Origin of the sequence: Paracoccus actinidiae (genome assembly GCF_030863885.1) — a bacterium.
GTDB classification, from domain to species: Bacteria; Pseudomonadota; Alphaproteobacteria; order Rhodobacterales; family Rhodobacteraceae; genus Paracoccus; species Paracoccus everestensis.
In genome coordinates this window covers 2,900,265-2,914,386 of sequence record NZ_CP132956.1, presented here as the reverse complement: position 1 = coordinate 2,914,386, position 14,122 = coordinate 2,900,265, and the positions used below count along the sequence as shown (strand labels likewise).

12 protein-coding genes are annotated in these 14,122 nt (G+C 66.2%); 5 read left to right on the top strand and 7 right to left on the bottom strand.

Translation table 11 applies throughout. The features are described 5' to 3' along the window. Nucleotides 1-149 precede the first annotated feature (149 nt). The 7 genes from Q5701_RS14515 to Q5701_RS14485 all read right to left on the bottom strand — a co-directional run bounded on the left by Q5701_RS14515 (nt 150) and on the right by Q5701_RS14485 (nt 8,472). Nucleotides 150-1,184, bottom strand: coding sequence for a ScyD/ScyE family protein (locus tag Q5701_RS14515; RefSeq protein WP_306751698.1), 1,035 nt, complete (start codon nt 1,182-1,184; stop codon nt 150-152). A 337-nt stretch (nt 1,185-1,521) separates the two neighbouring features. Continuing rightward, nucleotides 1,522-1,944 carry a hypothetical protein gene (locus Q5701_RS14510; RefSeq protein WP_306751697.1) on the bottom strand — a complete coding sequence of 141 codons (423 nt, stop codon included), beginning with the start codon at nt 1,942-1,944 and terminating at the stop codon, nt 1,522-1,524. Between the two features lie 9 nt (nt 1,945-1,953). Further along, entirely contained in the window at nt 1,954-4,233 is a 2,280-nt protein-coding gene (locus Q5701_RS14505; RefSeq protein WP_306751696.1) for a xanthine dehydrogenase family protein molybdopterin-binding subunit, read from the bottom strand. Then, nucleotides 4,233-4,688 carry a (2Fe-2S)-binding protein gene (locus tag Q5701_RS14500; protein ID WP_306751695.1) on the bottom strand — a complete coding sequence of 152 codons (456 nt, stop codon included), beginning with the start codon at nt 4,686-4,688 and terminating at the stop codon, nt 4,233-4,235. The genes Q5701_RS14505 and Q5701_RS14500 overlap by 1 nt, the downstream gene beginning before the upstream one ends. A 323-nt stretch (nt 4,689-5,011) precedes the next feature. After that, nucleotides 5,012-5,704, bottom strand: a complete 693-nt coding sequence (locus Q5701_RS14495; protein ID WP_306751694.1) for an SDR family NAD(P)-dependent oxidoreductase — start codon at nt 5,702-5,704, stop codon at nt 5,012-5,014. A 200-nt stretch (nt 5,705-5,904) separates the two neighbouring features. After that, nucleotides 5,905-7,536 (bottom strand): 3-keto-alpha-glucoside-1,2-lyase-like domain-containing protein, encoded by a 1,632-nt coding sequence (locus Q5701_RS14490; RefSeq protein WP_306751693.1) that lies wholly within the window; start codon nt 7,534-7,536, stop codon nt 5,905-5,907. A 72-nt stretch (nt 7,537-7,608) separates the two neighbouring features. Beyond that, nucleotides 7,609-8,472 carry a hypothetical protein gene (locus tag Q5701_RS14485; RefSeq protein WP_306751692.1) on the bottom strand — a complete coding sequence of 288 codons (864 nt, stop codon included), beginning with the start codon at nt 8,470-8,472 and terminating at the stop codon, nt 7,609-7,611. Nucleotides 8,473-8,768: 296 nt separating this feature from the next. Here Q5701_RS14485 and Q5701_RS14480 point away from each other — a divergent pair, with 296 nt between their 5' ends. The 5 genes from Q5701_RS14480 (at nt 8,769) to Q5701_RS14460 (ending at nt 14,082) form a co-directional block, all read left to right on the top strand. Beyond that, complete coding sequence (locus tag Q5701_RS14480; RefSeq protein ID WP_306751690.1) at nt 8,769-9,176, top strand: ribbon-helix-helix domain-containing protein; 408 nt, start codon at nt 8,769-8,771, stop codon at nt 9,174-9,176. Nucleotides 9,177-9,204: 28 nt separating this feature from the next. Further along, complete coding sequence (locus Q5701_RS14475) at nt 9,205-10,449, top strand: extracellular catalytic domain type 1 short-chain-length polyhydroxyalkanoate depolymerase (RefSeq protein WP_306751689.1); 1,245 nt, start codon at nt 9,205-9,207, stop codon at nt 10,447-10,449. Between the two features lie 107 nt (nt 10,450-10,556). Continuing rightward, on the top strand, nt 10,557-11,846 hold the full coding sequence (locus Q5701_RS14470; RefSeq protein WP_306751688.1) for a PQQ-dependent sugar dehydrogenase: 1,290 nt from the start codon (nt 10,557-10,559) through the stop codon (nt 11,844-11,846). Nucleotides 11,847-12,244: 398 nt separating this feature from the next. Continuing rightward, nucleotides 12,245-13,513 (top strand): calcium-binding protein, encoded by a 1,269-nt coding sequence (locus Q5701_RS14465; protein ID WP_306751687.1) that lies wholly within the window; start codon nt 12,245-12,247, stop codon nt 13,511-13,513. A gap of 140 nt (nt 13,514-13,653) precedes the next feature. Next, nucleotides 13,654-14,082, top strand: coding sequence for a PACE efflux transporter (locus Q5701_RS14460; protein WP_306751686.1), 429 nt, complete (start codon nt 13,654-13,656; stop codon nt 14,080-14,082). Nucleotides 14,083-14,122: the final 40 nt, after the last annotated feature.

The following is a 14,122-nucleotide window of genomic DNA, read 5'->3' as shown; positions in this document are numbered from 1 at the left end:
GCCGGGCAACCTTGCATGGAAGGTCCAGCCCTGTGCGCATCGGGTGGTGTCGTCAAGCACGGAAGCCAGTCACGGAGACAGGTTCGGGCGACAGCGAATTGCCTTGCCCGGTCGTGCTTGTGTGGCTTCCGCACGGTGACTGCCCAGCCTCAGCCTCGCTTGCGGCTTTTGCGGGAACCAACAGCCGCGGCAAAGGCCATGCCGCCTGCAAGAAGCGGCAAGGACGCCGGAAGCGGCACCGGGGCAAGCTCGATGACCCGCCCATCGGTTGGCGAAACGCCACTTTCGGCGACGAAGATGCGCCCGTTGGTTCCAATCGCAAGGCCGGTCGGGCTGTTGAGGGCGCCGTAGACAAGACGTTTGACGCCATCCTTGCCGACCTCGAACAGCGACCCGGTGGTGTTCGGACCGATCAGGCTGTCGCTGTCGAATTCAAGCGCGTAAAGCTTCCCGTTGCCGAATGCCACGTCGATGAGGTTGGTGAAGCCGGCGGCGAACACGTCGATCATCCCTGCTCCGTCGATGGCAAAGACATTTGCCCCGCCCACGGGGAAGGGAAATCCTGTCAACTGGCCGACAAGGATGTCTCCGTTCGGTCCCACGGTGGCGCCTGTCGGAACGGGCTGGTACGAACCCTGCGGCAGCACAGCCTTCAGGGCGATCGTGCCATCCTGACTGACCGTCAGAACGTCGTTCCCTCCTGCGTCGGTGACAACAAGACTGTTCGCCAAGGCGACCACGCTGAAGGGATTGCTGTTTGGCTCGTTGTCGGGACCATCGGCCAGTTCAAAGGCGGCAAGATCGGCAACTGCGGAAACGGTGTTGCCCGAAACCGAGACGACCTGCCCCAGCAGCTCAGAGCCGGGCGCGCCTGCAAGGTTCGCACGAAGGGCAGGGTTGGCGCCAAAGCCCATGACGACATGAAGAACGCCGTTCAGGAAGGCGAGGTCGTGCGCGCCCGTGGCGCCGAACCCCCCGGCCGGGGCAAGCGAGGGCAGTCCATCGATGACCGCCTCCTGCACCCCGGACCGATACCGGGTCACGCCGCCCGAAAGACCGAAGAAGACGGTCTGTCCGTCGCCAGAAAGGATCGACGGGCCATCGCCGCCGGTGCCGGCCTCGGCGGCGTAAAGCCAGCCATCGGGACCGAAGGAAAGGCCACGCGGGTTTGCCAAGCCTTCCATGACAACCTTGTCGAGCCGAAGCGTGGCAGCCTCTCCCGAGGGTGCCGAGGCAAGAAGGCCAGCGAATATGAAGGAAGACGCAAGGAGAATGCGGCGGGGCATGGAAACGCACCGCCCTATCAGAGCCGAACTCATGAAGCACCTCACATAAACGACGTCCAATGCGGAACGCCTGGTTCAGAAGCTTCCGCCCGACGAATGAAGCTGTCAACAAAGCCGTTCCTGACATAGCGATCCCAAGCCGATGGTCAGGCGCGGGGACCGCGCCGCGCGGCCTTCCACCCCCTTCGTCGCCAGGGGTATTCAGGACAGGAACCGGCTTGCCGACCGGCCAGCCTCAAGGCGTCTCGGGCTTGTCTTCCCCTGAGACCAGCTCGCGCAGGGCCGTCACAAGCGTTTCGCGGCAGGCCGCGTCGTCCTTGCCCGCCTGCGCCCTTGCCTCGTCGACCGAGGCTCGAAGCCGCTGCACCTGATCGCCCGCCTCGGCAGGCGGGGCATGGCCTGGCGCCTGCGGGGGCTGGGGGTCCTGCGCGGCCTCGGTCGCGTTTGCGTCGTTGCCCGGCGCCTCGGTATCGGTCACGGCCCTTGCTTCCCTGGCGCCCGCGACGGCCTGCCCGCCCGAGGAGGTGGCGATGGAATCCCGCGATGCCTGGTCCAGGACTTCGTCCATCAATGCCAGATGCGACGCGCAATCGGCGGCAGCGGGTGTCCCGGCAAGGGCCAGGACGGCGGCGGTCACGGCAGACCGGAAGGGGATCATGGTTCTCTCCTAGCTGCTCAGTTGATCGCCGACCGGCAGGTGGCGGATACGCTGGCCGGTGGCGGCAAAGATGGCATTGACGATGGCCGGGGTGACGGGCGGCAGGCCGGGTTCTCCGACGCCGCCAAGGGGTTGGCCGGGATCCTCGCCGCCGACCAGGTGGACGTGGATCGCGCGTGGCGCGCTGTCCATGCGCGGCACCAGATAGCTGTCGAAGTTGTCCTGCTGCGCCCGTCCTTCGGCAAAGGTGATCTGCGACATCAGGGCTTGGCCGGTGCCCATGATCACGGCTCCCTCCATCTGCGACCGGATCCGGTCGGGGTTCACGTGCGGGCCACAGTCGATGGCGATATGGACGACGGGAACGCGCACATTGCCGTCCTCACCGACCTCGACCTCGGCAGCCACCGCGACATAGCTGACAAAGCTGTAATGCGCGGCAAGGCCCAGGCCGCTGCGGGCCGGCATTTCCTTGCCCCAGCCTGCGGCGTCGCTTGCTGTCTCGATCACGCGGCGAAGACGGCCCGTGTCGATCGGATAGCGTGCGGGATCCTCGCCATAGTTCCAGACATCCCCCTGTTCGACCGGGTCGATCTTGCGGGCGGGTCCGATCACCTCCAGCAGGTAATCGCGATGATCGCGCCCCGCCTCGTGCGCCAGTTCGGCGATAAAGGACTGGATCGCAAAGGCATGGGGGATGTTGGACACAGACCGATACCAGCCGATCCGGGCATGGGCTTGTGCCTGCGGGTTCTCGGCCCGCACGTTCGGGATGTCGAGGGGCATATTGGTCAGCCCCATGCCCAGCTCGAAGGGCAGCTTCTGCATGGGGTCGGGCGCGAAGATCGACCCGATGGTCGGCGCCGCCGTGCGGTGAAGCCAGGCCACGGGGCGGCCGTCCTGATCCAGCCCGGCCTGCAGGCGTTCGACCGAAACGGTGTGATAGAAGCCGTGATGCAGGTCGTCTTCCCGCGTCCAGGTCACCTTGACGGGCGCGCCGTCCATTTCCCGGCTGAGGACGGCTGCCTCCAGCACGAAGTCGGGCTTGGACTTGCGGCCGAAGCCGCCACCCAGCAGGGTCACGTTCACCGTGACGTTCTTGGGATCGAGGCCCAGCTTTTCGGCCACCCGGACGCGCGTGACCTGCGGCGCCTGCACGCAGGCCCAGACCTCGCATTTGCCGTCGCGGATCATCGCCAAGGCTGACGGAGGCTCCATCGGCGCCTGTGCCAGATGGGGGATATAGTATTCCGCCTCGAACGTGCGGGGCGCTTCCTGCAGGGCCGTCAGCGCGTCGCCCTGGTTGCGCACAACCGCACCCTCGGTGCCGCGCGCGGCCTGTTCCAGTTCACCCCGGAACGCCTCGCTGTCATAGGCACCGTGGTCGCCGTCTTCCCATTCGATCACCAAGGCCTCGCGGCCGCGCATGGCTGCCCAGGTGTTGGTGGCAATGACGGCCACCCCGCCAAGGGGCTGGAACTCGGACGGCTGGGGCGGCGGGTCGATCACCACGACCCGCTCGACACCCGGCACCTTCAGCGCGGCGGTGGGATCATGGCTTGCCACACGGCCGCCATAGACGGGCGGGCGGGCAATCACCGCAAACAGCATCCCTTCGACCTTGGCGTCGATGCCATAGACGGTGCCCCCGGTGACGATGTCAGGATTGTCGATCAGCCCGATGTCGTCGCGGCCGATATAGCGGAACTGGTCCGGCGATTTCAGCGCCAGGCCTTCACGCGGGGGAACCTGGCCACTGGATGCGCGGGTCGCCATGTCGCCATAGCCCACCTGCCGCCCGGATGCGGCATGGGCAAGAACGTGGTTCTCGGCCGTGACCTCATCCACGGGCACGCCCCATTCGGCAGCCGAGGCCTCGCGCAGCATCTGCCGGGCGGCGGCGCCTGCGCGGCGCATCGGATGGAAGAAGTGGCGCAGACTGCGCGAGCCGTCGGTGTCCTGGTTGCCAAAGGTCGGCTCATCCCCCGGTGCCTGGGCAACGCGGACGCGGGCCCAGTCCGCCTCCAGTTCATCCGCCACGGCCATGGCGATCGAGGTGCGGACCCCTTGTCCCATTTCCGAACGGTGGACAGTGACCGTGACAGTGCCATCGGGATTGATCGCAATGAAGATGCGGGGATCGTCGTGCCAGCCATGGGGCATGGCATCGGCCCCGAACTTCAGCGGTTCGTCCTGCGCGGCGGCGGGCAGGCCAAGCGACAGGACCAGGGCGCCCGCGCCCATTCCCAGCAGAACGGCACGGCGGCTGACATTTTCCAAGACGGCCATCACCCTGCCTCCTGCCCGGCGGCGCGCTTGATGGCGGCGCGGATGCGCGGATACGTGCCGCAACGGCAGATGTTCTGGGTCATCACGCCGTCAATGTCGTCGTCGGTGGGATCGGGCGTTTCGGCCAGCAGGGCTGCGGCCTGCATCATCTGCCCGGACTGGCAATAGCCGCATTGCGCGACATTCAACTCGCGCCACGCGACCTGGACAGGATGGCTGGCATCGGGCGACAGGCCTTCGATGGTGACGACCTCGGCGCTTTCGGCCACGCTCATCGGGGTGACGCAGGAAAAGCTGGCGACGCCGTCGATATGGACAACGCAAGCGCCGCAATAGCCCGCGCCGCATCCGAACTTGGTGCCGGTCAGCCCAAGCTCGTCGCGCAGATACCACAACAGCGGCATATCGGGGTCGCCCCCGAAATTGCGCGCCTGCCCGTTCACGGTCAGATCCATGATGTCCCTCTTGCTGGTGCAGCCGATCAGGTGCCGGCAGCCTCTGGCATTCCGCCGCCGTTGCCGTTTCAGGCGAACCGGACAGCCTTGTTGAACGCAAAGATAGCAAGAGTGTTCCCGCCGTCCCGTTCGCAATTCCCGCCTGCCTGTCGGAGGGGCCACGACGAAGGCTGCGCCGCTCCTGCCGGACGGAAGAAACGCTTTTAGATTTCAGTAAGTTGTGCGGTAATAAGGCTGAGGTTCACGCCGCCCTGTTCACCCGGGGGCGAAAGGCCAGCCCGCCAGACCTGACTGCCCTGTGCTAGGCGAGCGGTGACACGGATCTAGTCCGCATAGATCATCTTGCGGGTCATTCCGCCATCGATCGTCAGGACTTGGCCGGTGACGAACCCCGCTGTCGCCAGATAGCGGACCGCGTCAACGATATCCCCGGGCCGCCCGACCCTGCCCACCGGGTGCTGGCGATGATCCTGGGGGGAAAGGTCATCGGCGTCGGTGATCCAGCCGGGCGCAATCGCATTCACGCGTACGGTGGGGCCAAGCTGCACGGCCAAGGCCTGCATCAGCCCGATCATGCCCCCCTTGGCGGCGGCATAGGCGAAATCGCCACCCTCGGACATGAAAGCGCGCGTCGAGGCCATCATGACGATCGAACCTCCTTTGGCAAGAATCGGCAGCACGGCGCGGCTCATCAGGAATGCGCCGGTAAGGTGGCTGTCGATGAACCCGCCCCAGTCTGTCAGGGTGGCGGTGGAAAGGCGAAGATCGAGAGGCCTGGTCCTGCCGCCGTTGTTGACCAGCAAATCCAGCCGATCCCAGCCCAGCAAGGCAAGACCTTCCGCAACCGAAGCCTCGTCTGCGATATCGCAGCGTATCTGCCTGCCGACCTCGCCTTTCTCGAGATCGAAGCTCGCCACCTCCCATCCGTCATCGGCAAGGCATTGGCAGATGGCCCGCCCGATCAGCCCTGCGCCCCCCGTCACGATGGCCCGCCGGCCGGTCGCATGATCGGTCATTGTTGGTCACCCCGCTTGGAATTTTCGAAGACTTGCTGAAAAGATGTGACGGCGCAATGTCCGATCATGCCGCCCCGTCAGACCCAGGAAACGACGCCTGGCGACATGATGGCGGGTGGGCAGGCGGCTTGGCGTGCCGCCCGGCCCATGTCACAACCCGTCCCGCCGGCACGATTGCCGGGCAGGATCGGCGTGCCGGGTCAAAGACGACATACCCGGATTGCACGGAACTGGACCTTGCCGGTGTGGTATTGCAACCCGATCATCCCCGGCCCGGAAAGCGTTTCCGGCACGTCGCCTTCGCTGACAAGACGGCCGTTCAGCCAGACGGTCACCCGCCGCCCCCGTGCAAGGATCCGGCACGCGTTCCAGAACCCGGGCTGACCGTCCCGGCTTGGCACCTTCTGGGCGTGCCTCTGGGCCGGGGCGTGCTTGTAGATGGCGCCTGTCCGGTGCAGCGGGCTTCGAAAGCGGCCGGTGGCCACGTCATAGCCCGTGTCGTCAATCTGGACCTCGACGGCGCGGTCGAAGAAGGTCGCGTCGTCAAGCCCGGCCGGCGGACGCGGCGCCCGCAGGAAGATGCCCGAGTTGGCCTCAGAGTTGCCCGGACCCTGGCCAAGGAACGCCTTCCATTGCAGCCGCAGGTCGAAATCGGCGAACAGACCCGGATCGTCGTAGAACAGAACACCGGGGCCCGCGTTGCCGTGAACCTCCAGGATGGAGCCATTCTCGATCAGCGGGGGGTGGTCCGAGACGAGCCGGGGGTCGTTCGGCCTCCATTTCTGCGCTTCGGCCCCTTCAAGAAGAAAGACAAACCCTTCGGCTTTCTCGCGGGCGATGGCGTCGCTGTCCGGCGGGGGTTCGCTGACATGGCGGCCGACAATCGTTTCCGCCGCCTTGCGTGCAAGGCACAGTCCGGTCAGCACGGGATTGGCCGAGCCTACGGTGGGAAACAGGGCCTGGTCGACGCAGGCTGCATTGCCCACATGATGGAAGTGGCCAGAGGTGTCGGTGACCGAGGCCTGGGGATCGTCTCCCATGAACAGCGTGCCCGCATCGTGCCAGGTGCTGCCGACCTCGTGGCGGTCCTCGGGCTGGATGCCCCGGCCGCCCATTTCCGTCGCAAGCGCAACGCAGGCATCCCGCATATGCTGCCAGATCGGATTGCCGGCCTGATCGGCATAGTGGACATAGGCGCGGGCATGGTCGAAGCGGTGGTCCCTGTCGGCCTCGCTTGCCAGGTCGATCCAGCTTGTGCCCGGTGCATGGACGGGCGCCGATCGATCGGCCGGCATCTCGCCGCAGCCGCGGAAGATCAGGCTGATCTCGTTTCCATCCTGGCTTTCGGCCAGGCGCTGCGCGATGTCCCGATCAGGGATCATGCGGTAAAGCAGACCTTCGGGATTGTCGGTGCCCTGCGCATTGGTGTCGATGCCCGAACCATAGACCTGCAGGTGGAACCGGCCATCGGGCGTATCGGCCTGGATATGGAAGGCTGCCGTCTGCAACTGGTCGCGCAAGGTCTTGTCGGTATTGTCCTCGACCCACTGCGCAAAGCTTCCACGGTCAAGCTGGAACGGAAAATCGAACCGCAGATGGGCCATGAGGTTGCGGCCCATGATCTCGTCGCCCCCGCGTTCCGGCGCCGTCGGGAAGGATTCGAGGGCAAGGCGCGTCGACTCGATGCAGCCGAGCGCCAGCACGACGGTCGCGGTCGGGCCAAGCGCCACGACTTGGCGGCCCCCGTCCGCGAATACCTCGATGCCGGTTACCCTGTGGCCCGCCCGCGCGGCCCCGTCCCGGAACCTGTCCCCGACGATCAGCCGGGACACATGGGCGTTGGGAACAAGGAACAGACGGCGGCTGGCGTCCCGCGCCTCGGCCGTGTCACCGGGGGCGCTTGCCTAGGCATGGCGGATCGCGGACATCAGCAAGGTCAGGCTGCTGTACTTGTCGGGCGAAAACACCTCCGAGACGAAGGATTGCGTCTGGACCGCGATCGGCGGGTCTTCAGGATCCTGGAGGACCGTGCCGGCTCCGTTGCGCAACGACCCCAGGGCGTGTTCAAGCCGGGTTCCGAGGGCAGCGTTCAGCCCGATCCGGCCGGGTGGCTCATCGGGACCAAGGATCGGATCGAAGATGAAGTCGTCGGACGGCTTGACGCCGATCTCGTATTCAACGGCTTCATAGATGGATTGGGCGTCCAGAGGCGCACGACGATTGGGCAGGTTCGTCCCGAAGACCGGCGGCTTGGCAAGATAGTCCGTCACCTCGCCTGGCCACTGGCTCAGATCCGGGTCGCGCAGCCGCGGGCACCAACCGCTCCAATAGATCGACTTGCCGCCCACGCAATAGGCCGTTCCCGGAAATCCGGTATTGCCCCGCCAGCCCATGCGCCAGACCAGGTCGCGCACCTTTCCGGCGTCCGGCGAGAATGTATCCATGACGGGCCGGAACGGATTGCCCAGCCCGAGGTCCGGTATATTCTGCCCGTGCTCATGGACAAGGAAAGGCCCCGCCTCGAGCACCAGGATCCGCAGGGGGGTCCGACCCGGCTGGCCGCTTTCGCTGTACAGCTTGGCCGCGCAGTAGGCGCCGTACATCCCGGAACCGATGACAATGACATCGAACGCGGGATTTCGCACGGCCTCGTCATAGGTGTTGCAGATGAACCGGCCCATCGCGTCGATCGAGAACGTCGTCCGCTGAACATCAGGCTCGCCGGGGGGAAAGTCCTTGTCGGTTGCCTCCATTCTCTTCAACGGCATGGCTCATCCTCCTGTGCCGATCAGCGTCCGCATTCCCTTTGCGAAGCCCTTGCCGGTCCAAAGGCAGGCGGTGTCCTGGCAATGGTCATGATGCTTTCTGTCTGACCACCCGATCGCACAGGCAAAATGCGGCCTTGCAGGACAAGGATACCACGGGACGTTCCCGGGGCAGAGCGGAACTTGGGGGCTGGTTGGGCCATGGATCGGTTCCAGCCGATCACGTCAGGCCCATACGACAGCGGCCCCTTGACATAGCCAACTATCCCTCCATATACCATCCACATGGATGATAAACGATGACACAGAAACCGCTGAAGCTGCTCGACAACGAGAAGATCACCATCAACCTGGGCCATGTGGACCTGGGGCGGATCGACCTTCTGGTTCAGGAAGGGTTCTATGGCAACCGCAGCGATTTCATTCGCACGGCCATCCGCAACCAACTGGCGGCGGAGGCGGATGCCGTCAGCCGCTCGGTCGAGCGTCACACCCTGGAGATGGGCCTGCGCGACGTCACCCGCGCCGAGCTGGAGTCGGCGGTGGCCGCGGGCGAGACGCTGCATATCAAGGTTGTCGGGCTGGTGCGGATGGCGCCCGACATCACCCCCGACCTTGCGCGCGCGGCCATCGGATCCCTGACGGTCCTGGGCGCGTTGCAGGCGGACGGGGCAATCAAGGCGGCCCTGAAGGGGCGCATCACCTGACGGGCCCAAGGGTCTTGGAGACATGGACATGGACAGCCAATTCGCGACCGCGATGAACCGGGCGCTGGAACAAACGCGCGCCGGCAACCCGGCAGGGGCCGCCCGGATCATCCAGGCCGCCCTGGGCGGCGGACACGCGCCCCAGGCGGACACCGCCCCGTCCTCGTCCCCCGGGGCGCGGGCCACAGCCTTGCTGCACAAGCCCGCAGCCGAGATCGAGGATGCCGAGGTGATCGACGAAGGCCCGGCCCGCCGGCCCGAATCCTCGTTCACGCCCCCGTTCGCCAGTATGTCCAAGGCAGGCCCGGGCAAGACGCCAGCCGGGGCGGGCGATCTGCAACGGATGCTGGACAACCTTGGCTGCATGGCACCCCAGGGCGCGGTCAACCTGCCCGGCCTGTCCCGCGCGAATGCCCGTCCCCCGGTCCCCGAGGGCGCACGCTTTGAAACGCGGACCTTTTCCTCGGACCATGGGTCGCGCGAATATCGCCTGTTCGTGCCGTCCAGCCTTCCCGAAGGCCCCAAGGGGCTGATGCTGATGCTGCATGGCTGCACCCAGAACCCGGACGACTTCGCCAGCGGCACCGACATGAACAGCCATGCCGAACGCGCCGGGCTGATCGTGGTCTATCCCCACCAGTCGCGCACCCACAACATGCAGGGCTGTTGGAACTGGTTCCGGCCCGAAGACCAGCGTGCTGAGGGGGGCGAGGCCGCCCTGCTTGCGGCGCTGACCCGTTCGGTCGCGGCCGAGTTCTCGGTTCCCGGCCACGCGATATTCGCGGCGGGCCTTTCCGCCGGCGGGGCGATGGCCGCGACGCTGGCGGCGACCCATCCCGATCTGTTCGCCGCCGTGGGCATCCATTCGGGCCTGCCCCATGGGATCGCCCATGACATGCCCTCGGCCTTTGGCGCGATGCGGGGGCAAGGCACCAGGTCCGGGCGCAAGGCCAAGGGTTCGGTCCGCATGATCGTTTTCCACGGCATGGCGGATGCCACGGTCCACCCGTCGAACGCGGAAGCCCTGGTGGCGGCTGCCGGTCCGGCGCTGCGCGGCACCTCGCGGCCCGAACAGGGCAGGTCCGACGGCGGGCGGACCTATCGCCGCGATCTGGTCGAGGCCAGGGACGGCACGCCGCTGGTCGAATCCTGGCGGATCGAGGGCGCGGGCCATGCCTGGTCCGGCGGGCGTGCCGAGGGAAGCTATACCGATCCCGCAGGCCCGGATGCCTCGGCCGAGATGGTGCGCTTTTTCCTGCATCGACCGACGTGATCGCGGGCGGCGCAGCAGGATCGGCCGGCTTGTCCTGCGGGAAAACTTGCGGTTGCGGCTGCCTCTGCTGGCGCTAGCATGGGCCTTGAACGAAGGGGAGGACGGGCATGGACTTGATCGCAAGGGCCACCGCAGTGGTGGGCGGGACCGTTGCGCGGCTGCGCCGCATCGGGGCGCCTGCCCATCAGGCGATGGGACCAAGCCCGCAGATCCCGGATGCGAAACGCCAGGGGATCATGACCTTGAAGATGCCGGTCGCCCAGGGGTGGAAGGACGGGCACCGTCCGACCTGCGCCCCCGGCCTTGCGGTCAACGCCTTCGCGTCGGGCCTTGACCATCCCCGCTGGATCGAGGTTCTGCCCAACGGCGATGTCCTGGTGGCGGAATCCAAGGAACGGGCGTCGCCCCCCAAGACCCTGATGGACCACGCAGCCCAGGCAACCATGCGGCGCGCCAAGGCGATCGGGGACAGCGCGAACCGCGTCTCGTTGCTGCGCGATGCCGATGGCGACGGCGTGGCCGAGATACGGGAAGTCTTTGTCCGGGACCAGAACCAGCCCTTCGGCATGGCGCTGATCGGGAACCGCTTCTTTCTTGGAAACACCGACGGCATCGTGGTTTTCGATTATGCCCCCGGCGCCACGTCCCTGGCGGGCGCCGGGCAAAAGCTTGTGGGCTTCAAGCCCCACGGCCACTGGACACGCAGCCTTGTCGTGTCGCCCGACGGCTCCAAGCTTTATGCAGGGGTGGGGTCGCTGTCGAATATCGGCGACCAGGGCATGGAAGCCGAGGAAGGCCGCGCCGCGATCTGGGAACTGGATGTAGAAACGGGAACGGCCCGCATCTTCGCATCCGGCCTGCGCAATCCCGTCGGCATGGCGTGGGAGCCTGCGACGGGGACGCTTTGGACCGTTGTCAACGAACGGGACGGACTGGGCGATGAAACGCCGCCCGATTACCTGACCTCGGTCCGGGAGGGGGGCTTTTACGGCTGGCCTTATTCCTATTGGGGATCGACGGTGGATGACCGGGTTCCCCAGGACAAGGCCCTGGTCGCCCGCGCGATCACGCCCGATTATGCTCTGGGCGGGCACACGGCCTCGCTTGGCCTGTGCTGGATGCCCGCCGGAACCTTGCCCGGCTTTGGCGAGGGCATGGTCATCGGCCAGCATGGATCGTGGAACCGATCAAAGCTAAGCGGGTACAAGCTGATCTTCGTGCCCTTTTCAAACGGTGCGCCCAGCGGCCCGCCGCGCGACATCCTGTCGGGCTTTCTGTCCGCAGACGAAAAGGTCGCCTTCGGCCGCCCGGTCGGTGTCGCGCTTGGGGGGGACGGGAAATCCCTGCTGATGGCGGACGACGTGGGCGATGTGATCTGGCGCATCACCGGCGCCTGAAACGGCGCGGACCACAAGCCCGATTTCGATATTTTCAGGACTGCCCGTCAAGGCCGTTCCGACCGCTTTTGCGGACGGGGCGGCCTTTGGGCGATGATCAGGCGCGGGTTTATGGCGGCCGCAGATCCCGGCACGCCCTGGTCTGAAGCCCGACCCTGGGTGACTGCAGCGCCTGTTCCCCTGGTAACAGACCGGGACGGAGGATGAGCGCAGACTGAGTTCATCGTCCAACTCCTGCAGGCGCCCGGAAGCACCGGACCCCCTTGTCAGAACCAGGATCCGGCAGGCCCGCGGCCTTGCAGGGAAGGGCGATACCGTCCCCGTGGTGCCTTGGCACCGCTTTCCCCGGCCCGAGGTCGCTGAGATCCGGGCGCACCATTGAAAGAAGGAATCTGATCATGGGCATTTTCGCTCAAGGCGACAACTTTGCCAATCTCCTGTTTGGTAGCGGCGGCAATGACACTCTCGTCGGCGCCGGCGGCAACGACACGCTGGTCGGCGGCCAGGGCGGCGACATTCTGGATGGCGGCTCCGGCATCGACACCGCCAACTATGCCACTTCGACTGCGGCGGTGCAGGTCGATCTGCTGGGCGTCAACACCGGCGGCGCCGCCCAAGGCGACATCTTTTTCAGCATCGAGAATGTCACCGGCTCGATCTTCGGCGACCGCATCAAGGGCAATGGCGGGGGCAACATCCTGACCGGACTGGCCGGCAACGACACGCTGGAAGGCCGGGGCGGCGACGACAGCCTTGTGGGCGGCAACGGCCACGACCGCCTTGACGGCGGCGCCGGCGACGACACGATGAACGGCGGCGCGGGAAACGACACCTATGTCATCGACCGCGCGGGCGACCGTGTGATCGAAGCGGGCGGTTCCGGCATCGACACCGTGCTGGCCAGCCGGTCCACCAACCTGTCTTCGGCGCAGTTCAGCGGCAATGTCGAGAACCTCACCCTGACCGGCACCGGGGATCTGGACGCCACCGGCAACGGGTTGAACAACACGATCCGCGGCAATTCCGGCGACAACGAGATCGACGGCGGGACCGGCTCGGACACGATGATCGGCGGCGCGGGCGACGACACCTATGTCGTGAACAGCGGCGGCGACGTGGTGGACGAAGGCGCTGCCGGATCGGGCGGCACCGATCTGGTAATCTCGGACGTCACCTTCAACCTGCGGGGCGCGCAGGTCGCAGGCACCCAGAACGAGGTGGAAAACCTTGACCTCAGCGGCAATGCGGCGGTCAACGGCTTCGGCAACGACCTGGACAACGTCATCTCCGGCAACGCGGCCGCGAACGTCCTGATCGGGTTCGCGGGCAACGACGAGCTGTTCGGCGGCGGCGGCGCGGACACCTTCGCATTCAGGTCCGCGCTGAACGCGAATACCAATGTCGATGACGTTCTTGACTTCAACGTGGTCCGGGACACGATCCAGCTTGAAAACCTGTTCATGCAGGCCCTGGGCACCGGGGCGCTTGACCCGGACGCCTTCCGCATCGGGGTGGCCGCCGCCGATGCCGAGGATCGCATCATCTATAACGCGAACAACGGCAACCTGTCCTATGACGCCGACGGCGTCGGCGGCGCGGCGGCCACCCGCTTTGCCATCCTTGACGCGGGATTGGCAATGACCAGCACGGTCTTTGACATCATCTGACACCAACCGGGGGCCGCGGCGATGCGGCCCCCTTGGACGCCCGCGGCCTGTTCCGCAGGCAACAGCGCAACGCCCGCGTCCGGCGCAATCCTTCATCAGCAACGCCCGCTAAGCGGGCATCGACCTGCCGGGAGGCCAGGATGTCACTGCGATCGGGACGCGAACGGATCCTCCAGGCGGTCACGTTCGAACTTTCGGGCCTGGCCATTGTCGTGCCTGCCCATGCCCTGCTGTCGGACGCTCGGGCCGACGCCTCAGCCCTTCTGGTCGCGTCGCTGGCGGTGATCGTGGCCTTGTGGTCACCCCTGTTCAACGCCGTCTTCGACCGGATCGACCTTGCCCTGTCGGGCCGCCTTGCCAGCGACCGCCCGCACCGGCTGCGGCTGGTCCATGCGGCGATGCTGGAACTCAGCGCGCTTGGCGTCACAGTGCCGGTGGTCATGCATCTTGGAGGCTATGGCTTTCGGGATGCGCTGTTCTTCGACATGGCGCTGACCGTCTTCTATACGCTTTATGCCTATGTGTTTCACCTTGCCTATGACCGGCTGCGCCCCGTGGCGATTGCCTGAACCCCCTATGGGGTTTACCCTTGCAGCAGGGACGGGCCAA

Coding starts and splice junctions, on each gene's coding strand:
- Q5701_RS14465 (WP_306751687.1), top strand. CDS start 12,245: ATGGGCATTTTCGCTCAAGGCGACAACTTTGCCAATCTCCTGTTTGGT.
- Q5701_RS14500 (WP_306751695.1), bottom strand. CDS start 4,688: ATGGATCTGACCGTGAACGGGCAGGCGCGCAATTTCGGGGGCGACCCC.
- Q5701_RS14470 (WP_306751688.1), top strand. CDS start 10,557: ATGGACTTGATCGCAAGGGCCACCGCAGTGGTGGGCGGGACCGTTGCG.
- Q5701_RS14505 (WP_306751696.1), bottom strand. CDS start 4,233: ATGGCCGTCTTGGAAAATGTCAGCCGCCGTGCCGTTCTGCTGGGAATG.
- Q5701_RS14480 (WP_306751690.1), top strand. CDS start 8,769: ATGACACAGAAACCGCTGAAGCTGCTCGACAACGAGAAGATCACCATC.
- Q5701_RS14510 (WP_306751697.1), bottom strand. CDS start 1,944: ATGATCCCCTTCCGGTCTGCCGTGACCGCCGCCGTCCTGGCCCTTGCC.
- Q5701_RS14495 (WP_306751694.1), bottom strand. CDS start 5,704: ATGACCGATCATGCGACCGGCCGGCGGGCCATCGTGACGGGGGGCGCA.
- Q5701_RS14515 (WP_306751698.1), bottom strand. CDS start 1,184: ATGGAAGGCTTGGCAAACCCGCGTGGCCTTTCCTTCGGTCCCGATGGC.
- Q5701_RS14475 (WP_306751689.1), top strand. CDS start 9,205: ATGGACAGCCAATTCGCGACCGCGATGAACCGGGCGCTGGAACAAACG.
- Q5701_RS14460 (WP_306751686.1), top strand. CDS start 13,654: ATGTCACTGCGATCGGGACGCGAACGGATCCTCCAGGCGGTCACGTTC.
- Q5701_RS14485 (WP_306751692.1), bottom strand. CDS start 8,472: ATGCCGTTGAAGAGAATGGAGGCAACCGACAAGGACTTTCCCCCCGGC.